Here is a 24,378-nt window from a genome sequence, read left to right on the forward strand (position 1 = left end):
GCGATTTGTGCTGGCAAGTCAATGGCTGGTGCATTTTCGCCCAGATCACTTACGCCCCCAATCACTTTCGACCGGGGAACGCCTTCACCACCAGAATTATCTGACCGAGCCATAGAAAGACCATGTCTCGAGCGGCGACGGTTCGTATTTCAATCTCTTTATTACACGTCGGTTACATTTTGTTTTCTATATTTGCCCCAAAGCGACTGGATCGGCGACCCGAACGCGTAGTAACAGAATGCGATCGGTAACACCAACCAATGCAACACGACCGCTCCGATGACCACGAACAGGGCTTGGCCAATTTGGTTGGGTGCCCGTCGGCCACGCAATAGCTGTTGAAAAACATGGGGGTATTGAAACCGAGACACCATCAAATAGGCCAGGACCAGTGCCATTCCGGGAATCAAATAGTGCGACGCCACGAGGGTCTTTTCGGCGATCCATTGAATGTTGTCGTGATAGACACCCTTAACCGCGTAACCCGCTAATTCGGGCATCGCAATTGCAAAGGCCGCCAACGTTCCTGCTGCGGCGGGACTGGGCAACCCTTCGAATCCCTCGTGCGTATCATCGTCGCCCGTTTCGACATTGAAGCGGGCCAATCGAATCAGAACGCAAAGTGCAAACAGCGTCCCAATCGCCCAAGTCAACTTCAGTGGAAGGTAGACACCGTCGTTGTACCGCCATACCAAGACCGCCGGGGCGGTCCCGAAGGTGATCGCATCGCAGAGGCTGTCCAGTTCAGCGCCGAAGCGACTTTCTTGGCCCGTCATCCGCGCGGCGGATCCGTCGAGCGCATCGAACAACATGCCGCCAAAGATCAGGATTCCAGCGACCAGCAACTGCTTGTCGTTGTCCCATGCCAACGTTTCGCTCATGGCGACCGAAATCGCCGCCAAACCGCACACGCCGTTGCCAAGGGTCAACAAGGTCGGCAAGACGGCTAGCGTCAGGCGGCGTTTGCGCTTGCGTTTTTTGCGACGCGTTCCGTCGCGGTTGAACGCATTCCGATCGCTATCGACATCCTCGCTGAGGTCGGTATCGGTATCGGTTTGATAGAGGCCGCGTTTCAATTCACTCATTCGAATTCAGATTCAATCTTCGGCGGTGTGGCCCGACATGCGATATCGGTAACGGCCCAGCGTGGTGCTGCCGGCACAGAGTTTGTCGCCGATCTTTGCGACGATTTCCAGCGACTTGTTGTCAGGGACGATCAGCTCGGTTCGCGATCCCAGTTTGATCATGCCGAACATTTCGCCACGTGCGAGCACGTCACCGGGTCGGACCCAGCATACTATTCGCCGAGCAAATTGCCCGGTGATTTGGCGAATTCGATACATTCCTCCGCCACCCTCGGTGGTGATCGATTCCTTGTCCGACAGAATCACGTCCAGATTCTCATTTTCACGTGCCGATTCGGGGCGCAGTGCGTTCAGGGACTTGCCCGGCCGATACTTCACCGCCACAACACGTCCCGGCAAGGAAGCCCGGTTGGCGTGGACGTTGAATATCGACAGAAAAATGCCAAATTGAACGCATCGTCCCAGTTCTGGATCAACGATCCGTTCGATTTGCACCAGCTTGCCATCGGCCGGTGAAACAACAGTGCCCGTTTCCGACGGCACATCGCGCCCCGGATCTCGAAAAAACCAAACCACCAATCCGGCCAAGACCATCATGGGCAACGCAAGCGGCCACCAAAGCCAGCCCAGCACAATCGCCAGGACGACGAATCCGCCGCCGAGCAGAACCAATTCAGCAAGACCGACGCGGACGAACGGCAACGAATCTCGCCAAGAGAACGGGTCCTCCAATTCGGACCACCAATACGTTTCTTGGTTGCGATAATATTTGACATCGCGCGGATCGACAGGATCGAAAGGCAACGTCCCACGACTGCCTTGCCGCGACTCTTTCATTCGTTCGACAAATCCCGGCCGAAGCTTTCGCAACAGAGCTCGCCGGACGTGTCCCCATGCCAACTCGATCGACATCACAATCCCGCCACCGGGCTGAATGTTCGTCAATTGGGGATCCATCCAATCCTGTACGGACGGGCGCTGGGATGTCGCAACCTGGTCAGGCAGATCGAAATTCGGCGCGGCGTCGCGGGAAGTAGGCGTACTCATGGTTGACCAGCGTATCCGGTATAACAGAGGGCTGTCGATATGCGGGCCATTTCGCATCGCTTATTCAATCTAGGCTCTGCGTGAGAAGAGCCCCTCTGAATCCTCGGAAAGACGTTCGGATGTTTACGCCTCGCTACCTGATGCCGTTTGATTCTCGCCGCGCCTTGCACCGGTTCGCCGACATTTTGGTGATTGGCGGTGGGTTGGCCGGTTTGCGGGCCGCCAACGCTGTCGAATCGCATCAATCGGTATTGGTTGTCACCAAGGACAAACTTCGCGAATCGAACAGCAACTATGCCCAGGGTGGGATTGCCGGCGTTTTGGATCCCGACGACTGTTTCGAATCGCACGTGTCGGACACATTGGCCGCAGGCGGCAATCTTTGCGATCGAGAAATCGTCGATATGGTGATTCGCGAAGGACCACGACGCATCGAGGAACTCGTTCGCTGGGGGACCCAATTCGATCATTCCGACGGCGAGTTGATGCTGGGCCGCGAAGGGGGACACAGCCGTGAACGGATCGTCCATGCACGCGGCGATGCGACCGGCGCCGAGATCATGCGGGCAGTCATCGAACGAACCCGCAAAGCACCGAACATCGACATCTGGGAAGACGCCTTCACCGCCGACCTGTTGACGCACGAGGGCCAATGCCGCGGCGCGATGATCTTCGACTCGATCGGCCAACCTGTGATGGTGTGGGCAAAAGAAACAATCCTTTGCACCGGAGGCGCAGGCCAAGTTTACCGTGAATCGACCAACCCGCCCGTCGCCACCGGTGACGGAACGTCGATCGCGTACCGCGCCGGCGTTGAACTTCGCGACATGGAATTCATCCAGTTCCATCCGACCGTGCTTTACATCGCGGGTGCCTCGCGTTCGCTGATCACTGAAGCCGTCCGTGGCGAAGGCGCGTACTTGGTCGACACCAACGGTCACCGATTTATGCCGGAGTATGACGACCGAGCCGAGTTGGCGCCGCGCGACGTGGTCAGCCAATCGATCATCCGCCAAATGGATCGGACGAAACAGTCCAACGTCTACTTGGATCTGTCGCACTTGAAGGCGGACCATGTTCTGTCGCGTTTTCCAGGCATTGCCGAGGCATGCAAGAAATTTGGTTTGGACATCACATCCGACCGGATTCCCGTCCGCCCGGGTGCCCACTATGTGATCGGTGGTGTCACGGTCGATCGCCAAGGACGAACCAGCTTGCCCGGGTTGTGGGCGGCCGGCGAAGTGACCAGCAGCGGACTGCATGGCGCGAACCGCTTGGCCAGCAACAGCTTGCTGGAAGGCTTGGTCTACGGCGCCCATGCCGGCGAAGCAGCCTCACGCGCCGCTGGCGAACAGTCCAGTAAGTTGGTCGCGTTGCCGATCTCGCATCCTGTTCACGAAGGCGCCGCGTCATTCGACTTTGCCGATGTTCGCGTTTCGCTAAAGAGCTTGATGGGTCGCTTGGCGGGTGTGGAACGCTGCGCCGACGGACTGCGGGAAGCGAGTGATTCGATTCGTTCTTTCGCGACCTATGTGATGACGCATCAATTCGACACGGTGGAAGGCTGGGAACTGCAGAACCTGTTGCAGACGGCATCCTGCATGGTCGACTCGGCGCTGGCTCGGACCGAATCGCGAGGCGTCCATTTCCGCAGCGATTTTCCGGAACCCGATGACAACGCATGGCGTTGCCATTTGACAACGCGCGTCGATGTCGACGGCGGTCATCCCCAGCGAACCGAACAACTCAAACCTTCGGCGCCGGTGGAGGCAACATTCAAAGCCGACGTTTGAAGTTCTTCCCATTACCTCACCTCACAGAAAGGATTGTGAATGCTCGAGAAAGCCATCCAGGCCGTCGATACCGTCCAGGATCCCGGCGAACGCAAGCTGGTCATCCATTCGCGTTTGACCGGACCGATTCGGGATTTGACGTTCCTAGAGAAATCATTGTTGTTCGCCGAATTGGCGATGATCTCCTACAACGACGAAGACGAAGCCCGCCGGGCGGTCGAGATTATCGGGCTGCCCGAGATCAGCTTTTATGATCGGGATGGATCGCAGGCCTACCGGTTTCGCAACGAACACGATTGCGTCATCGCGTGTCGTGGTACCGAGCCGAACGATTGGAACGACGTCCGAGCCGACGCCAACGCATCAGCCGTGTTGGCCGAAACGGCCGGGAAGGTCCACCGGGGTTTCAAGCAAGAAGTCGACGATTTGTGGCCGATGCTGGAAACCGCGTTAATCAGCAATGACCAACCGCTTTGGTTTTGTGGGCACAGCCTGGGCGGTGCGATGGCGACGATCTGTGCAGGAAGGTGCTTTCTATCCCACATCGACAGCAATCCTGACCAACTTTTTACCTACGGAAGCCCGCGGGTAGGAAATAGCCGGTACATCAACTTCGTCAAACTCGATCACTACCGATTCGTCAACAACAACGACATTGTCACTCGCGTCCCACCGATCTTGCTGGGTTACCGCCACTGCGGTCGCGAGGTCTACTTGAACCGCAATGGAAAGATACGGAAGCTGAGTCATCTGGGCCGCCGGCGTGATCGGTGGCGTGGATTCCTTCGCGGATTGACCCATTGGAAAGTGGACCACTTTGCCGACCACTCGATCCACCAATACATCAACGCGATCGTCAAAGCCGTTGAAGAAGAGAAGACACAGATAGAGGGCGGCAATCTGGCCAAGTCCGCCGATGCATTCGCTGATGACGTTCACGCCCGAGAAAACGCCCCCAACACTTGAGAGTCCGCAAGGATGACCCAGAACTACGTGATCGAAAACGGATTCGTCGATATCGACTCGGTGAAATTGAAGCTCGCGCACCCCTATTCGGCGCCGGGCCAATGGATCGGCCAAAAGGAAGTACTGATGCAGTTGCTGGCGTGTTGGATCACAGTCGATGAGGCTGATCTGCCGCTGACGCCGCGTCTTGTGGGTTCGCCGGGCGTCGGAAAGACCCAGCTGGCGATCGCCGCGGCCGAAGCGCACGGCCGTCCGCTCTATATCTATCAGTGCACGTCCGACACGCGTCCCGAGGATCTGCTGGTCACGCCGGTGCTGTCACAGGGTGGCGAGATCGCCTATCACGCCTCGCCGTTGGTTTCCGCGATGGTAACGGGGGGGATCTGTTTGCTGGACGAAGGTAACCGGATGAACGAAAAGTCGTGGGCGTCGCTGGCGCCCCTTTTCGATGGCCGTCGGCTGGTCGAGTCCATCGTGGCGGGGATCACGATTCCCGCATCGAAGGAATTTCGTGCTGCGGTGACGATGAACCAGGACGAATCAACATTTGAAATCCCGGACTACATTCTCAGCCGGTTGCAGCCCACGCTGGGCGTCGGTTTCCCGAACAAGCAGGACGAAATGGCGATCCTGCAGTACCATCTGCCGTTCGCCGAAGCCGAGATGCTGGCGATGACGGTCGAGTTCCTGCAGCATTCCCACGAACTGAAGCTCGACTTTTCGCTTCGAGACGGCATCAACCTGCTGCGCTTTGCACTGAAACGAATGATCCAGGATCCCGATCACCCGATCAGTCGCGACGTCGCATGGCAGGAAGCCCTGGAAAAATGCTTGGGCGAAGACGCTGTTGATCTGGAGCAATTGGCCCAAAGGCGTCGTCGGACACTCGGCGGCGATTCGGTGCCGCTAGGACTGGCGGACCTCTTTTTCGACCCCGACGATCCGCTGCACCCGGATCGCGATGAGGACGAAGACGACTTTTGACGCCGGATCTTTCCCTGGACGATCTGAACCTCGACGATCTGGCCCCGAGGAAATCAGATTCTGGGCAGATTGGCGACTCTAAGAGTCTCCCAGACAAAAAAGTATCCCAGAGATCTGTCGATAACTTGGGTAATTTGTAAGGATTCTTACGAGCTACCGCCGATCATCCCCGCTGGGAGGGAACTTTTGCGTCCAAGTACCGTCCAAGTGCCACGCGACAGTCTGGAAATGGTCGGACCCACGACACCCCTCCTTTGGGAACTTGTCGGCACTGGGTTCCTGGGATTAACAGCATTGTCGGTACGATCGGTCCCAAAACTGATGAAAAGAAGAGGCTGTTCGAAGGAACCAAAGAGGCAATGTTTGCGGCCATTTGGGCCGTAACTATACTCGGCGACTGGGTTTCGGCTCGGAGGCACGCAGTGCGCCCCGATGTCAGCCCTACTTTTCGACCAGCGTCCTCATCACCGCTAAGCGATTGCCTCTAGAAACAGAGGGTCCCATCGCTGTCGGCAAACAACTTACTACTACCACCATCGCGGTCACCAAAGACCGGGCGGATTGCCCGAATCGGCGGCGACATCCCATTGAAGGTTCGGTCTATGACCTCGCGGAAGCGACTCAATACTTCGGCATCCAACTCCGATGTTTCGCGTGCAGACGGTTCGTCCACATCGCAATCACGCCCCGACGGTGCGAAAGCATCGCGTTCGGGTAAGGCGCGTCCGACTCGCAAGAAGCGACGTCAGCACATACTTGAAACGTTGGAGTCTCGGCAATTGTTGGCCGGTCCTCAACTGATCGGTATCCAGCCCAACGAAGGCGATTTGATCGTCAACGGTTCGGTGCGCGACACGGCGCCGAATGTGTTGACGTTCCGTTTCGATCAAACGCAATCGATCGATCCGACGACCTTCGACGGTATCCGAGTCACGCGAGCCGGTGCCGACGGTTTGTTGGGATCGTCCGACGACGTCACCATCACACCGGGACTGGTGACGCTGGGTGACAACGCGGCCAATGAAGTCGTTGTGCGTTTTGCCGATGCGCTTCCCAATGACAAGTACAAAGCGGAAGTCTTCGGCTTCGACGATTCGGGCCTGGGTATCACGGCGCTACGAAACGACGCGGGCGAATTGTTTCAACCGGGATCGACCGGGCAACGTGTTTCCGTCACGAACTTCGAACTGCGTTTGGGTGCGCTGATCGAAGCCGTCGTGCCGCAACCCGTGGTTCGATTGGCTGATGGATCGTTGGTTCAAAACCGAAACGAAGTCGTCGTTTACTTCAATGAAGATCCGTTGTTCGTCGAAGACACCGGCGCCACAGGCACCGTCCAGATCGGCGCCCAGCAAATCACCGTGACGGCGAATCTGAGCGAACGCGCGTTCAGCAACACCCAGATCAATTTCCTGCCTAGCACGTCGGCATCGGTTGCGACTGCCACGCACGACAAGGTGGCAAACACCTTAACGGTTGTGTATCCCAATAATTCGACCTACACGGCGGTGGCAACCGCGATCAACTCGCTGTCCGAATTCAATGCAACCGTATCGGCAGGCAATCCGAACGGAATCTTCAACTTCAATTCCGAAACAACGACGGGATCGCGGTTCGAGATCAAAGGCACGCCCAGCCAACGATCAGCCGAGAATCCCCGGTTCTATCAACTGCTGTTGACGCAAGACAGCGTCAGCACCGTTGACGATGCCATCTACTTCCCAAGTGAAGTCGTTTACAACCCGGTCACCCACACGGCGCGGCTGTTCTTCGCGGCCGACATCAACGAATTGCCCGGCGTCCCGCTTGGCGGCGGAACGTTCCGTTTGCGAGTCGGCACGGCCGTCGACAATCGCACCGACCTGGTTTTGGTTCCCGAAACCGTCGCGGTCGCGCCTTCGGTCTCGACCGATTTTGGCGTTACCGGCTTGCAGGTCAAATTCACGAATCGTGCCGTCGGCGAAGGTGCGTCGGGACGAACCATTCGCTTCACCAACTCGGGCACGGCCGGTTTGTCGGTTGCGTTGGACACAAACGGTAACGTGGTGTTCAACCTAGGTGGTCAAGCGGCAACCGTTAGCCAATTGCAAGCGATCGTTGCTTCGACGCCTGCCGTCAATGCGGTGATCACGGTTTCAAGCCGACTCAATGGAGCGTCCGGCGGTGGCAGCACTGTCGTACCTGCACAGGCTATCGGCGCCGCCCCGCTTGCACTTGTTGCGGTCGGCGATACGCTCGGCACGGCGCTGGACGTCGGCGTCTTCGGCCAGGACCAACTGACAAGCAAAATCTTTGCAGAGTCAATCGATCCTCAGCCCTTCTTGATTGAATTGTTGGGTGGCAACGATGACCCGGGCCGCCTGGAATTGCCCGAAGTGGCTGGCAACGGTTTGGTCCAGTACATCAACAGCACATTTGGGAATAACGGCGCAGATGATACCGACGGTATCACTGAAATCTCCTACAACTTCAACGGCGTGTTCGCGACCGGCCCGGGTGGCAATTCGTTCTTGAACCAAATCAACGATCGGCAAAAAACTCGCATCCGCGAGGCGCTCGGACTTTGGTCGACGTCGATCGGTGTGCAGTTCCGCGAAACGGTTGATCAAGGGATCACGTTCGCTTTGGGCGATATCTCGCGATTGAATGCCGTTCCCGATACGCGGTTGCAAAACTACGGCGTGCTCAACGCCAACTTGCGAATCGACCCAACGTTCGAAAACTCGGCGATCGTGTTCAGCAACCAGACCGACTTCAACACGGCATACGGTGAAGACTTTCTTCGCAAAGCGACCGCGGGTATCGGTTTGTTGCTGGGACTGGAACAAGCCCCCGGTTTGACAGCACAGACTTTGCTGTCGCTCAATTCGGGCTTCTTGAACCAAACGATCAACTCGGCCTCGGAAGCAGAGTTGAAGGGGAACGAGCCTTCGTTCCCTGGTAACTACGACATTCTGCACGGTCAATACTTGCACCGACCCGATAGCGTCGATGTCGACTTGTATCGCTTCGTGATCGACCTGGACGATGCGGACCGAGTCGGTACGCTAACGGCCGAAACGTTTGCCGAACGGCTTGCCGATTCCAGCACGCTGGACACGTCGTTGCAATTGTTCCAAGAGGTTTCTGCGTCAACGACGTCGGACTTTGGTATCGGTAACTCGCTGTCGGTCCGTTACGACGCGTTGGCTGCCGGCCGCTTGGGGAACAATGTTTCGATCGAGTACATCCGTAGTGATCGCACGGGCACAGACCGCGCGATTCGGATCACTCAAAAACTGGACAACGCCGGCAATCCCATTGCCAATGGCATCGTCGTTGATATGCCGCGTGCCAACGCGACCATCACATCGGTGCCGGTCAGCGACATTGTCTCGGCGATCAACAGCAGCCCGTTCGCCAGCAGCTTGGTCCGCGCGATGATCGCCGTCGGTTCGCCGACGACCAACGTTGCCGCCAGCAACGCGCCCATTGGTCGCTCGCTGTTGAGCGGCGGTGGCTTGACCCAAATCAGCCGCAACGACGATTACTTCAGCGAAGATTCACGCATCATCGCTACCCTCGGCGCGGGCACGTATTACGTCGGTGTCGCCGCTAGCGGAAACGAAACGTACGATCCGACGATCCCCGGCAGTGGCTATGGCGGTCTGACCCAGGGCAAGTACGAATTGCAGTTGAAGTTTGAACCGCAAGTCGACGAAACCGAAGTCATTCGCGACTTGGACAACCCTCGCACGGGTGTTCCCGGCACAGCGATCGACGGCGATGGCGACGGCACCCCCGGCGGTGTCAAGAACTTCTGGTTCCAAACACGCCCCGAAAATCGACAAGTCAATTTCACCAGCAGCGGCTCAGGCCTGACGTCGGGACAAACGGTTCGAATTGTCGGCGCCAATGGTACGGTGCGAACGTACGAATTTGTCGCCAATGGCGGATCGCCACGTCCCGGCAATATCGCCGTTCCATACAGCACTGGAACAACCGGCGCTGAAACTCCATCGGGATCGTTGGCGACCGCGCTAGCTCAAGCGATCCGCGGACAGGTTGTCGCGACGGGAGTCAACGTGACCCAGGTCAGCAGCCGCTTGGAATTCACCGGCGAACGTTCGATCGAGACCTCGGATGATTTCCGCGGCGCGACGATTCTGGGCCGCAATATTTTTGTCGATAAGACCGCTGGCCCGAACGCCGACGGAAGCCTGGCGGCTCCGTTCAACAACATCGCCAATTCGGCCGTCGCCAACGCGTTCGACGCCGCAATGTCGGGCGATATCGTTCGCATCATCGGCAACGGCGGACAAGACAACAACATCGCCACCGAAGCTGATAATTTCAGCTACAACGTAGGCGTGTCTGTGACGGGCGGCTTGACGCTTGAAGACGGTCGCAATCTGGAAGTCCCGCAAGGTGTTACGACGATGATCGACGCCGGAGCGATCATCAAGTTGCGCAGCGCTCGTATCGGTGTCGGCAGCAGCACATTGTTGGAAGATCGCAGCGGCGGTGCTCTGCAAGTTCTTGGCACGCCACGCTTAGTCAATCTTTCACCATCGGGATCGGTCGTATCCTCGTCCCTTCAAGGCGATACGAATGCGATCCTTTCGGGTTACAGCGACGGCAGCGTCGTCTTCACCAGCATCAACGATGGCGACGCCAATGCTGCGACGGTCAGCGGCAGTCGAGCAGCGGCGCCGGGCGATTGGGGCGGTTTGGTATTCCGTCGTGACCTCGACGAGAGTGAAGGTCGCGCGGATCTGGAAGACGAAGGTATCTTCCTGCAAACAGTCAATCACGCACAAATTCGATACGGCGGTGGCAGCAACCTGTTGATCGATTCGGTGCAACAGCTGGTCAATCCGATCCAGATTTTTGAACTGCGTCCGACCATCACGTTCAACGAAATCAGTTTCTCCGCGGACGCCGCGATCAGTGCATCGCCGGACAGTTTCGAAGAAACGAGTTTCCAATCACCGCGATTCCAACAGGCCGGCGCATTCACGGCCGACTACTCGCGCGTTGGGCCATCGATCTATGACAACGTGCTCGTTCAAAACAGCATCAACGGACTGTTCATTCGAGTCGTTACGACTCCTGGATCGCCGCCTCGTGAATTGACGATCGCGGGTCGCTTCGATGACACCGACGTCGTTCACTACTTCCCCGAAAATGTAGTCGTATCCGGAACGCCGGGCGGATCCATCCAAGACGGCATCCAACCCGACTTGGCATCAACAGCCCTGGCTCGCATCGCCGGCGGTTCGCTCGCAGCGGGGAACTACAACTATCGACTGGTGTTCGTCGACGCAAACGGTTTCGAATCGCTGGCAAGCACGCCGTCGGCGGCGTTGACGGTTCCGGCAAGTTCATCGATCCAGTTGCTGAACCTACAACCCGTACCGACGAATTCGGACTACACCGCACGGCGGTTGTACCGACTCAATCCGATCAACGGTCAATACGTCTTGGTTGCAAACCTGGACGCTAACGCCAGCAACTTTGTTGACGACGGCTCGGCATCGCAAGGTCTGCTCGATTTGACGCGAGCCGGTATTCGAGGACGCTTGGACGCGTCGTTGGTGATCGATCCGGGAACGGTATTGAAGTTCCGTGGATCGCGTTTGGAATTGGGCCAAGGGGTTCAACTGCTTGCCGAAGGCACCACGGCTGCACCGATCATCTTCACTAGCTATGCCGACGATCGGTTCGGCAGCGGCGGCACCTTCGACACCAACAACGACAACGGATCGTCCGCGGGCGAAGTGATCGCCAACCGTGGCGATTGGTCCGGCATCTATGCCGCACCGACATCGTTCGTCAGCCTGGATCACGCCACAGTCGCCTACGGCGGTGGTGTCAGCCTGCTTGAAGGTGGTCAGAGCCGCGGCTTTGCCGCGCTCGAGCTGCAACAAGCCGGTGGCCGAATCACCAATGGCCGATTTGAATTCAACGAAGACGCGCAAGACGGGGCCGGTCCCGTCGGCCGTTTCGGCCGTTTGGGTGTAACCCAAGCAACGATCTTTGTTCGCGATTCGCAACCCACTATTGTCGGTAACACTTTTGTCGATAACCGCGGTACGATCATCGACATCGACAGCGATTCGATGAGTTCCGATCGTTTGGTCGACCTCGGTCGTCAAACGGGCATTCTGGATCGCTTCGATGCGTTGGACAACAACTACGGTCCGCTGATTCGTTTGAATCGCTACCAAAACGTCGCAGCCACCGACGTCAATTCTCGCCAAATTTCGGGACTCGAAATCCGTGGCGGCACTCTGTCGACGGAAAGCGTTTGGGACGATACCGATATCGTTCACCTGTTGTTCGACGCGATCGAAGTCAACAACCTGCATTCATCCGGCGGTCTTCGTTTGATCAGCCGACCTGACGAAAGTTTGGTGGTCAAACTGACCGGCGCTGGTTCACCGTTCAGCCCGACATCCGGAACCGGTTTGACAGCGACAGGGACTCTGTCCAGTATCGAAGATCGCGTCGGTGGCTCGATCCAAATCGTTGGTCTGCCGGGAACGCCTGTCGTCTTGACCAGCTTCTTTGACGACACCGTCGGAGCAGGACTGACACCTGATGGACGCCAATTCACCGACAACAACGGTGACAGTTTCGGATCGCGTCCCGAAGGCAACAATTGGCGCAGCGTCCTGTTCGACGAATACAGCAACGACCGCAACGTCGATTACATCCTTGAAAAAACGATCACGTCGGAAACCGCACCCGGTTTGAATGGAACGATCGGCAACGCGCAAGTTCTAGGTGCGATCGCACCGAATGTTCTGTCCGGCGACGAACAACTGCGTCTGGGCTTCGAAGTCGAAGGCTACTTGACCACGTTCAATGACGTCGACACCTACAGCTTTACGGCGGAAGCCGGTACGCGGATTTGGGTCGACCTGGACAGGACCAGCTACACGCTTGACTCGGTGATCGAAGTTCTGGATGCCAACGGCAATGTGATTGCGAGAAGCGACAACAGCTTCGACGAAGTCGCGGGTACACCACTGCAAAGTGTTGCCGATTCGGTGGCAAACACAGTCGGTTCGCTACAAGGTGGTGCAGACGCGTTCACGGAATTTGGCGTCGGTGGATTGTACGAAGACTTTGGTTCGATGAACCTTCGAGACGCTGGTTTGTCGTTGTCTTTACCAGGCAACCGAGGCACACGAAGTGTTTACTTCTTCCGCGTCCGAAGTGCTTCGGTGGACCCAGGCGACAGCACCGGCGGTATCACCAAGGGTGGATACCGGTTCCAAGTACGATTGCGCGAGGAACAAGAGTTCGCAGGCAGCGTCGTGCGTTTCGCCGACATCCGATACGCCAACAACGGCATCCACGTTCGTGGCATGTTGTCAACGTCACCGCTGTTGGGTGACGCACAAGAAGACGAAGTGATCGGGGCGACTTCGTTCGGGACGTTCGGAAATCCCGTCTCAAACAACTCGGTTCTGTCCAGCGACTCCGTCAACGGGACACGAGCCCAGTACTTGGGCAACTTGTTGGTCAGCAAAGACAAGTCGTTCAGCGTCGGTGGGGCACTCTCAACCAGCAATGACATCGACTTTTACCAAATCGATGTTGATAGCGCGTTGTCCACGGGCTTGCAAGCCAGCACCATTTTTGACATCGATTACGCAGACGGATTCAGCCGGCCCAATACGACGTTGGTTGTCTTCTATGACGCCGATGGCGAAGACGGCGAACTGCTGCCACAACTGGTCTTCGTCGGCGAAGACAGCAACGTGCTTGATGACCAAGCGCAACCGGTTGCCAGTGCTTCGATCGACCTTCTGACCCGCGGATCGGTATCGACAGGTGACCCGCTGATCGGTCCAGTTTCGCTAAGCGAAGGCACCTACTACGTTGGTGTTGTCGGCGACGGCGTCACCGCGGATGCATTGACGGCAATCACGACTCGCCGCGAACCGATCGAGTCGATCTTGCGATTGTTCGAAGATCACGTCGAAGAAGTCGGTGGATCCACGGCACTTCCGCCTCGCAATGACACTGCATTCATTGATCGCGACTCGCTCAATCCGGGATGGACGGTGACGACGGCACGCGCCACCGACCCCGGCCACCAACGCACCCAGACGTTCAACGGATCGCGATTCAACAATCTGTATCCCGCAAGCGATCAATTCGAAGTCTTTGGAAACAACGATTCGTTCTTCAACGCACAGCCGCTAGATGCGATCGATCCACTTTGGAGTCTCCAAAACGACGCGAACATCGGCGATTCCTTCCGCAACACGTCACAGTTCATCCCCCACACCACCGTCTTCGGCACTACACCGAACGAAATCGTCGACATCTATCGATTCGACGTTGCGGTGGATGGCTCGTTGGTCATCCTGGATGTCGACGGCGGCATCAATCCGAACGTCCGCGATCCCGATACGCTGCCCGACGACTTCCCAACGCAAGACGATCCGAACAGCGTCGATTTGAAGCTGCAGCTGTTTGACATCACGGGAGCATTGGTTCCCGGAGCCACCAGTCGTACCAGCCGGACCACCGATGGTGCCTTCGGTAGCCAGTCGTCGTTCGGTTTCTCCACCATTTCCGCGGACCCGTACCTGGAAGTCAGGTTGGCTGCGGGCACCTACTTCGTTGCCGTCTCGCCGGAAGCAACCGCATACGATGCCGACACAGGCACCTTCTCGCTTGATCCAGCGGAACGACCCGACAGCGGCACATACGAGTTGAACGTGTCGGTCGAAAACCATGCCAATAGTGGCGGGGACCCTGGCAACGAATCGTACCACTTCGATCGAAGCGAACCGTCGGGCACGATGACCGGTGTTCCATTCGACCTGAAGGGTTACGCTCCGTCGGACTTGCCGCGTTTCTACTTCAACTACTTCTATGCGCCGGGCGTCGGCGACACGGTCGCGTTACGTGTCACCAGCGCCGAAAACCCGGCCGGCACTCTGACCGACGTCACATTCCAAGCCAACACGTCGGGCAACTTTTGGCGTCAAGGAATCGCGTCACTTTCGGCTTTCGCCGGACACACGGACATCCAAGTCGAATTTGTCTACACCGTCGGATCAGCGACTGCGATCGGTGAAGGTTTGTACCTTGACGACTTCGTGGTCGGTTTTGCCGAACGTGGCGAGCTGATCACAGGCGCTGACTTGGGCAACGTCGGCGTCAGTGGATCGTCGTTCACCCAGGCCGGTGAGTACCAATTGGAAGTCCGACCGGGAACCGAGTTCGGAACGCCAAGCGCATTCGGATTCCAACTCGACTCGACGTTCGACACCAACGCCCGTCAGGGCGAAGTCGCCACCATCGTTGCGCCGCATGCGATGCAGATCAACGACGGTGACACGTTCACGCTTAGCGACGGCGTGCGAAACGTTCGTTTCGAATTTGACTTGAACACCGCAACGGGAATCACACCTGGAAACATCCGAATCCCGTACACGATCGACAGCACCCAATCGGAAATCGCGGACGCGATTCGCTCAGCGATCAACTTGTCAGTGGTCCGATCGACGATTCAAATCCAAGCTTCGGATTCGACGGGATCTGCGACGGGTGGATTTGGTGACAACCAAATCGCGATTTCGGGCGTCGTTTTGGGCGACTTCATCGAAATCAGCGGCCCCGATGATTTGCCGGCCGAGGATCTACCGCTCGATCCGACTGGCGGAGCGTTCCGACTGCCTGTCATCTTCAATCGTGGCACAGGTGACTCGAATATCATTCGTTCACAAAGTCAGTTCATCGTTGATTCCAACAAAATCAGCAACGTCCGCGCGGTAGGTATCTTCAGTGAACCCGGTAACCGCGGCATTGATCCGGAAGATGCTACGGGCACCTACATCGATTCGAACCCGATAGGCGTTACAAACCCCGGCGCCGTCCGAAACTTGCCAACGCTCAACAACGAAGTCATTGGTGGGCAAACACCGGGACTTGTGATTCGTAACAACACGATCGATCAAGCAGGTTTTGCCGGCATCAAAGTTGAAGGCGAGATTCGTCCGTACGTGATCGATTCGAGCACCTTTGACCTGGGCGACGGCGACAACGTGTTCGGTGCGTTCCTGTTCGGCAATTTGATTTCCGATGGTTTGCTGATGGTCGTCGACGCGGCCGATACGCGCGTCGTCTTCGAGTTCGAAGACATCGGCGGCGACGGCACGACCGACGGCGGAAGCGGCGCCATCGGTGGCAACGGATTCAATGACGGTCACGTGCCGATTTACATCCGTCACGATGGTGGCCCGTACAATGGTCGAAGCGTTGCACACACGCGTCAAGAAGTGATGCTCGCGATTTATGATGCTATTAACAGCAGCATTTTGGTCACCAATGGTTTGCAACCATTGGTGAAGGCCACGTTGGGAACTTCGTTGCTGGGTACGGACTCGTCGTTCTTCGACGACTTCGGTTTCTTCAACAACTTCTTCCTGGCAACCGATTCGGCGGTCTATATCGAAGGCGCAACGAATATTCAGTTCTCGTCGGCAGGCTTCAACCCGCCGCCGGTCCCGTTCTTGAATCCGTTCACTGCGTATCTGGCACCTGTTCACGATGCACCACAGCCGGTCACCCGAATCGTCAACAACACGATTTACGGAAATGACGGAACAGCGTCGCGATTCAGCGGCAACCCGTTGACCGAACCCAACGATGTTTTGTTCCAAGCCGTCGATACACGACTCGGCTCGGGACACAGCGGACCATTCACGAAGTCCGGTACCATCGGTGATTCGGTTAGTGTTTCGGCAGCGACCGCGGACGTTGATATGTACCGCGTTGATCTTGTTGTGGGCGACCGCTTGACCGTTGACATTGATACGGTCGCCGGCGGACCAAACACCACAATTCGCTTGTTCGATTCCAGCGGCACCGAAGTCGCCATCAATCGCAGCGGTTCAGCGCCGGACTACCTGGAAACCAGCGCAGACCCACTGACGTTCGATTCGGCCATTGGTCGAACCGAGGACGCTTACCTTGACTTCAGGGCGCTGTTGACCGGCACATATTTCATCGGTATTTCTTCGGACGGAAACGACACCTACGACGCGCTTTCCACGTCGGGTCGCGCAGTCGGTAACGGCCCCGCAGGCGACTACGACATCGCGATCAGCAACATCGCGCCGCGTACCTTCGTGATGTCGGTCGACAACGGAAGTAACACTCGATTCCCGGGTGCCAATACGGGTATTCAGGTCGCCGATTTTTACGGTACTCGATTCTCGGTGACGCAAGTCAATGACCTTCAGAATCCTGGCGCAAACGGGGCGACGACGAACATCCAACAGTTCGAGTTCACCAACGGACAAGGCGGTCGAACGTTCACCGATCCGAGCGGCGAAATCATCGTGAACGTTCCGTTGCAAGGAAACAACGAGTTCCGTGTTGCGGATGTTGTTCAAGCGATTGCTTACGCGATCAGCGGCGATGCGTTTGCACGAAATGCTGGACTGCCCAACCCTCCGCTACCGAACGACGAATTCGCTAACGGGCCCGACGGTGCATCGGGACCTTTGGGCGCCGTGCTTGCAACCTCGCTTGGCGGTATCGAAGGCAACAGTACGGGCTTGCGAACCTTCCCACTGACCGGCGATTTTAATACTTCGTTCGGTCACAACCGTACGCTGGCGCAAGTCGGTTCGGGCGGCTTCGCCGGAACATCGACGCTCGGATCGGGCGTGTCCGAATTGTATGTCTTGGTCGAACGGGCTGCGAACATCACGATCAGTCCCGAAGCTGCGGCGGCCGGATTGCGTCTGGACCCGGCTGAGGGTTTAAACATCGATCAACTGCTACCCGAAACGGGCATTCTCCTGACCGGCGGCAGCAGCGGTACGGTCGTCAACAACGTCTTCTCGAATCTGCACCAAGGCTTCGTCGACGAGTACGCGACTTTCACCGGTTTCTTTAACGTCACCAACAACAACCCCAACGTGCATCCGAAACCAGCCATCTCGGTTGTGACGGCCAATGTGTTCCAACACATTGAAACGGCGAACAATGTTTTCCGTCAACAAATGACGCAACCGTTCGTCAACAACGGCAATATCGGGATCACTCCCGGCCCCAGCAACGTCAACGGCGGAACCGACGACTTCAACATCACTCTTGGCAACGACGATCCATTGTTCGTCAATCCAGAGGGTGGCAACTTCTTGCCGTCGTCTAACTCGGTCGTCATCGACAGCTCGGTCAATTCGCTCACCGAACGTGATCGATTGGCAGGCCTGTTACGATCGGTGGGTTTGCCCGTCAGCAACGTGTTGGCTCCCGATCGTGACGTCAACGGCGTTCTGCGTGCGGACAATCCCGACGTGGCACCTCCCGGCGGTTTGGGAAGCCAAGTGTTCAAGGATCGTGGATCCAACGAACTGGCCGACTTCGTCGGACCGGCGGCAATCATCAACGTGCCGTTGGATAACGACGCCGAAGGCGTCGACATCGATCCGTCGACCGGGTTCCTGCGCCTTGCCAGCGGAATCTATCGCGAATTCCGAATCCAACTTCGGGACACCGGGGATTCGTCCGATCCGTTCAGCGGCCTTGGCATCGACGATGACACCGTTGTCGTTCCCTCGATCGCTGATCTGCGACCATCGGGTGCAAACGTCACAGTATTTGAAGACGAAAAGTTGTTGACCGAAGGCGTCGACTACACGTTCAGCTATGACGAGACTCAAAACGTCATCACGCTGACACCGCTGGCCGGCATTTGGCAAAACGATCGTTCGTACCGAATCTCGCTGAATAACCAAGATCGAACGGTGTTGGTTGCATCGGATCCGAGTCTGATCAGTGATGGCGATCAACTGCTAATCACCGACACCAATGGCGGAACGCTGGCATTCGAATTTGAGTCCGGTTTTGAACTGACTGTTCCCGAAACGATCACGTTGATCGTTCCGGACGTCGGCACAAACGCCGGTGGACTTCGCGACGGTGACATCTTCCGCATCAACGACGGTACGAATCCCGTAATCGTTTTCGAATTCAATAGCGATTCGGTAACGCTTCCTGGTTCGGTGCCGATCACATTGCCAACCGAACAAACGCCGACCGACCCGACACTCTTGACGGCATTTTTGGCTGACATCGCGCAAAACATTCGCGATGCGATTGTGTCGCAAACCGTCACGCAGGGTGGCGAACTTGACGTCGATGTTCGCGTGATTGGTAAGACCGTGATCGTCGGTGGTGAACCGGGAACGACCGCTAGCACCGACAGCAGCGGGTTGGACCAAGCGGCCCGAACGTTGGCTCTGCGAGTCCCCGTCGCGGGTGTCAGCCCATTGGGTATCCAAGACGGAAACCAGTTCACGATCAACAACGGCAACCGAGCGGTTACCTTTGAATTCGATACGAACAACGTGCGGACCAACCCGACCGCCGTAGCCATTCCCGTTACCGCGGGCATGAACGCTGCGGTCATTGCGACGCTGACACGCGACGCAATCAATGCGTCCACTTTGGGATTGGACACGTCCGTCCAGAATGATGGCGTGTCGGTGTACTTGAATCTGCCGGTTCGCGGATCCGCATCAGTCGCCGGCGGTCAATTGGCCGTGGTCGGAATCAGCCGCACGGCTAACGATGGCGATACGATCGTGATCACACCGACCGACGGTGCGGCGGCATCGATTCTAGAAATCAATCGTACCGATGAACGCGATGTCGATGGCAACATCGTCAACGATGGCGTGACGGCGATCACGAACGTGCCCGTCAACATCGATCGCACGACAACGGCCGATGAACTTGCCGGTCGGATCGCCAATGCCATTCGTGCGTTGCCGCCCATTGCCGGTTTGCCATTGGATGACGTCAACCCCGTCGCGGGCGGATTGGTCACCATCGGTGGTCAAGAAGGTCTCGGCGTCAGCCTGGTCGGCAACTCGCTAGAGCTCAGCGGTTCGCCTTCGGTAACGGGGGCTTCGACCGTCGAAGTGTTTGGTCCGTTGCTGCTAAGCCTGCCATTGGTCGGCGGTGGTGGCATCGTGACGGGAAGCGTCTTGGTCTTGCAAGACGATGCCGGCAACGATGTCGTCTTTGAATTCAAAAACAACGTCGACGCGAACCCTGCCAACGCGATTACCGACGTCGTCATCAACTTCGATTCGTTCAGCACGGTTGATATTGTGGCCAACACGTTGGTCACCGCGATCAACGGTGCCGGCCTTGGAATCACGGCCGTCAACAATGGTGTGGGTCAAGTTTCGCTCGGCCGCATCGCATCGAACCGTGTCAACCTGAACGGCTTTATCGACCCAGTCGACCCGACGATCGTGATCCCCGGACTGAGCGGTGCTTCCGTTCGACGCGGCATCGTCCGTGACGGTGAAACGTTGTCGATCCGTCAAGGAACCACGCAAGTCACGTTCGAATTCGAAGCTGCCGTGGGTGGCGGTGGAACTCAGGCTGGCAATGTTCAAGTCGCCTTCCAACCGGGCAGCACCGTCGGCGATGTCGCGGTCAGCCTTGCGGCGGCGATCAACAACAACAAGGGCACACTGCAAGTCAGTGCGGTTGCCGAACTCGACACGGCTGGCAATCCGACCGGTCGCGTTAACTTGAACGACCAACCGGGAACGGTCATCGACGTTTCCCAGGCTCCGACATTGAATTTGGTCGGCGTACCCGGCGGTGCAACACCCGTACGCATCTCGCCCGCCTTCAGTGCCGGCGAAGTGAAACAGGCTTTGATCAATGCGATCAACAGCGTCAACACGCCCGGTCAAAACGCCGTGACCACCTTGTCGGCGGAAAACCGTGGCGGTGACACATTCTTTGTTTCCGGTGGGGTATCGTTCGTCGGCCCGATTTCCAACTACGCATTGCCGGCCATCGCCGACTTGGCGGGCAACCCCTTGGAACCCAACCGCGCCGACCAAACGACGCAGTTCACGATTCTGATGCCGACCGTCGGCCTGGATTATGGTGACGCACCGGATCCGGTCGCTGGCGTTGCTGGCCGATACCCAACGTTGAATATCAACAATGGTCCGCGCCACGTTGTGGACAACCAGTTGTTCTTGGGAAGCTTCATCGATGCCGATTCCGATGGTTCGCCCAGTGCGGCCGCGAACGGGGACGACACACGAATCTTTGGTTCTAGCACCGGTACGTTGTTTGGCGTCACGATCGTCAACGGTGATTTGCAAATCGTTGTGCAATCCGGTTCGGTTGACCCGACGACTCGCGATGGCGACACGATCACCATCGATACGGGAACAACGACGGCCACGTTAGAATTGGATCTCAACGGCCGATTCGACGAAGACAACTTCGCCATCACGCCGGCCGATCCGACTTCGCCCGCTTCGATCACGGCCGCAATCTTGGCGGCCATCGACGACAGCCCGTTGCGTCCGGCATCCGTTCGGTCGACCAGCGCCACGGTCGTGGTCAGTGCCGACGACGAAGACGGTGTCTCGTTCACCAGCGACACGAATCCGCTGGGAGTCCTCAACCGAGGCGTCGCACTTCCGATCGAAGTCCAAGTCACCGGTTCCGGAATCTTGGAAGCCTGGATCGACTTCAATGCCGACGGTGACTGGGATGATCCAGGGGAACAAGTGATCCCTATGGTCTCCAACGCGACCAACGACGCTCGACGAGCCGAACTGTGCCCGGTCAACCTGACCGACACGGCGTCGAACATTTTTGCAGACACAGGCGCCGCAAGCACGCGAACGTTCTGTATCGTGGTTCCTTCAACAGCGCCGGTACCACCGTCGCCAACGAACACGTACGCTCGATTCCGAGTATCGCGTGAGGGCGGCTTGGCCCCAACCGGCTTGGCACTTTCGGGTGAAGTCGAAGATTACGCGTTGACGTTGCTGCCAGGTCTGCCGCCAACGATCTCGGACTTCAATCGGTCGTTCACCGTCGACGAAGACCGCACGCTTCAGGCACTCGATGGTAACGGCGTTCTGACGACTGCCGCGAACGACAACGGTTTGTTGGCGGGCGTGGTGGACAACGACGGTAACGATGTCGCAATCTTCAGCGAAGACGTTGGAATCCGAACACTGTTGACACCGAGCGGAAGCCCGGCCGGTGAATTGAATCTGTTCAGCGACGGAACCTTCACGTTCACGCCGGTAACCAACTTCAACGGCACGGTCAATTTCTCGGCGCGTGTCAGTGACGTCCAACCGCTCGACGCCAGTTCACAACTAGTCAATTCGCGACCCATTTCGGTCACGATTACCGTTTCGCCGATCAATGATCCGCCGGTCGCTACATCGACAAACGTGATCGTGACTCGATCGATCCTGGAAGACGAAATTCAAACGTTCGCCGCCGCGGATACGACGGTCGATGGAATCGTTCGCCCAGGTCTGATTGCGAACAATTACACCTCCGGACCCGCCAACGAAACTGGCCAACCGCTGATCATCCAGTCGGTTTCGAGTTCACGCGGCGTGAACCTGACCACGTTGGGCGGCCGACTCTCGAAAGCTAGCGACGGACTGAGCGTCGTTTACACTCCACCGGTCGATTACAACGGTTCGGTGCCCGACACGTTCAATTACACCGTCGCGGACGTACCGGGTGCCGGTCAAACCAGCGAAGTAGCGACCAAACTTGGAACAGTGACCATCACCTTCCAAAGCGTCAACGACGCGCCTCGCACCGCGCCGGACAACTACGTCGGCGAGGAAGACGTGGCGTTGTTGATCCCGATCACGCTCAGCGGTACCACAGCGGGTGTATTGGATAACGATCGCCCCGGTCCCGATGACGAAGTCGCCGCCGGCCAAACGATTTCGTTGGTCACGACTCAGTTCCCGATCACCAGTTCCGACGGGGGAACAATCACTCTCGATGGCAACAACTTGCGATATGTTCCGCCACGATTGTTCAGCGGTGTCGATATCTTCCAGTATTCGGTTGCCGACAACTTGGGTGCGATCGCGACCGGAGTCGTTTCGGTCAACGTGGGCGGTGTCAACAACGGTCCCGCGTTCATCGGAATCAATGGAGACATTAACGCCGAGTCGATCACTCGCGACGAAAGCAAGACGCAAGCCGAAACGGTCACCTATGATCTGACGACTTGGTTCAGTGATCCCGAAAGCGACACGCTGATATTCTCCGTAACGTCCAGCAACCCGTTGATCGTGCTGCCAACCTTGACGGGATCGACGTTGGTCTTGGAATACCCACCGTTTGCGTTCGGCAAAGCAACGCTAACGGTAACGGCAACCGACACCAGCGGCGCTTCGGTTGCACCGCAAATTAAGGTCGACGTAGTTAACACGCCCGATCCACCCCGAGTCATCGGGACGCTCGACCCGCTTGCCGGCGTCGAGGATCAGGTAGTCATCGCGGACCTGGGTGGTGTGTTTGCCGATCCAGATACCGACGAATCGCTCACGTATGCGGTCGCTCGGCTCGGTAACATTATCAATCCGACCACCGCGCAAATCGCTGCTCACCCGCTGGTCAGTTCGATCGTTCCCGTCGGTAACGAGTTGCGAATCACGCTCAAACCCGATCAATCGGGCAGCGTCGAAATCGAAATCTCGGCCACCGATGGATCGTTCCGCGTCAGCGACTCGTTCACGCTTAATGTGGCTGCGGTTCCGGATGCACCGGTCGCAACCGCAGACGGTTACAACGTTCCCGTGGGTGGTCGATTGCAAATCGTCAATCCATCAGCCGGACTGCTTCGCAACGACGTCGACGCCGATGGTGATGCGATCACGATCGATATAAACAACGTCGTCGGACCGACGCGTGGAAGCCTGCAATTGAACACCGACGGCACGTTCACCTACGAAAGCCTGGATGGAACCGTCGGCGATGCTGACTCGTTCACTTACCGAGTCGCAGACTCGACAGGTCGATTCAGCAATTTGGTCACGGTGAACTTCACCCTGAACCAATCGCAATACCAAAACCCGCTCGCCGACTTGTCCGAAGACGTCAACGCCGACGGCGTCATCTCGGCAATCGACGCGTTGCGTGTGATCAACTACCTAAGCCGAAGCCTTGACGGTGCCAGCTTCGTCCCGGTCAGCTCGATTGGTGCCCCGCCGCCGGACTATTACGACACCAACGGCGACGGTCGAGTATCCGCCGCTGACGCGCTCAAGGTCATCAATCAACTCAGCCGGATCAACAACTCGTCGCGAGAGTTGGTTGGCGGAGAGTCAATTGCCGATTCGGGCACCTTGGCCGCGGCAGTAACGACCAGTGTTGCATCGGCATCGTCCGCCGGACTGGTGGGACAACCGATCGCGTGGACCGGACCATCGACGTTTGAATTCGACGTCAATGATTCGCCCCTCGATGAAGCTGATCCGCATGACGCAGTGCTGGCCGCCGGCTTCGAGATCGCGTCCGCAAAGACGGAAGAAGCAGTACTAGCCGTTCAATCCGAACGCAACAGTGACGGCCAACCCGAAAGCGTTGACGAAGCACTGGCGACGATGTGGGACGAATTTACCGTGGATGGACTCGACCTGGATTGAGTTCGTCGCGCGAAGTTCGAA

The 24,378-nt window shown here is 57.5% G+C and carries 6 protein-coding genes; 4 read left to right on the top strand and 2 right to left on the bottom strand.

Annotated elements, in window-relative coordinates; genetic code table 11:
• Positions 1-161: 161 nt before the first annotated feature.
• Positions 162-1,085 (bottom strand): CDP-diacylglycerol--serine O-phosphatidyltransferase, encoded by a 924-nt coding sequence (gene pssA / locus Poly51_RS24255; RefSeq protein ID WP_146460976.1) that lies wholly within the window; start codon positions 1,083-1,085, stop codon positions 162-164.
• A gap of 12 nt (positions 1,086-1,097) precedes the next feature.
• Positions 1,098-2,132, bottom strand: a complete 1,035-nt coding sequence (locus Poly51_RS24260) for a phosphatidylserine decarboxylase (protein WP_222435921.1) — start codon at positions 2,130-2,132, stop codon at positions 1,098-1,100.
• Between the two features lie 119 nt (positions 2,133-2,251).
• On the opposite strand from Poly51_RS24260, the gene nadB reads away from it, so the two are divergent.
• From nadB to Poly51_RS24280, 4 genes are all read left to right on the top strand, one after another.
• Positions 2,252-3,925, top strand: coding sequence for an L-aspartate oxidase (nadB, locus tag Poly51_RS24265; RefSeq protein WP_146460977.1), 1,674 nt, complete (start codon positions 2,252-2,254; stop codon positions 3,923-3,925).
• 39 nt (positions 3,926-3,964) lie between these two features.
• Positions 3,965-4,891, top strand: coding sequence for a lipase family protein (locus Poly51_RS24270; protein WP_146460979.1), 927 nt, complete (start codon positions 3,965-3,967; stop codon positions 4,889-4,891).
• Positions 4,892-4,903: 12 nt separating this feature from the next.
• Positions 4,904-5,875, top strand: coding sequence for an AAA family ATPase (locus Poly51_RS24275; RefSeq protein ID WP_146460981.1), 972 nt, complete (start codon positions 4,904-4,906; stop codon positions 5,873-5,875).
• Positions 5,876-6,477: 602 nt separating this feature from the next.
• Entirely contained in the window at positions 6,478-24,357 is a 17,880-nt protein-coding gene (locus Poly51_RS24280; RefSeq protein ID WP_146460983.1) for a tandem-95 repeat protein, read from the top strand.
• The last annotated feature ends 21 nt before the right edge of the window (positions 24,358-24,378 follow it).

The sequence above is a fragment of the Rubripirellula tenax genome (assembly GCF_007860125.1).
Lineage (GTDB): Bacteria > Planctomycetota > Planctomycetia > Pirellulales > Pirellulaceae > Rubripirellula > Rubripirellula tenax.

Excerpts from the sequence above, each read along its gene's own strand:
- nadB (WP_146460977.1), top strand. The coding sequence starts at position 2,252 with ATGTTTACGCCTCGCTACCTGATGCCGTTTGATTCTCGCCGCGCCTTG.
- Poly51_RS24260 (WP_222435921.1), bottom strand. The coding sequence starts at position 2,132 with ATGAGTACGCCTACTTCCCGCGACGCCGCGCCGAATTTCGATCTGCCT.
- Poly51_RS24275 (WP_146460981.1), top strand. The coding sequence starts at position 4,904 with ATGACCCAGAACTACGTGATCGAAAACGGATTCGTCGATATCGACTCG.
- Poly51_RS24270 (WP_146460979.1), top strand. The coding sequence starts at position 3,965 with ATGCTCGAGAAAGCCATCCAGGCCGTCGATACCGTCCAGGATCCCGGC.
- pssA (WP_146460976.1), bottom strand. The coding sequence starts at position 1,085 with ATGAGTGAATTGAAACGCGGCCTCTATCAAACCGATACCGATACCGAC.
- Poly51_RS24280 (WP_146460983.1), top strand. The coding sequence starts at position 6,478 with ATGACCTCGCGGAAGCGACTCAATACTTCGGCATCCAACTCCGATGTT.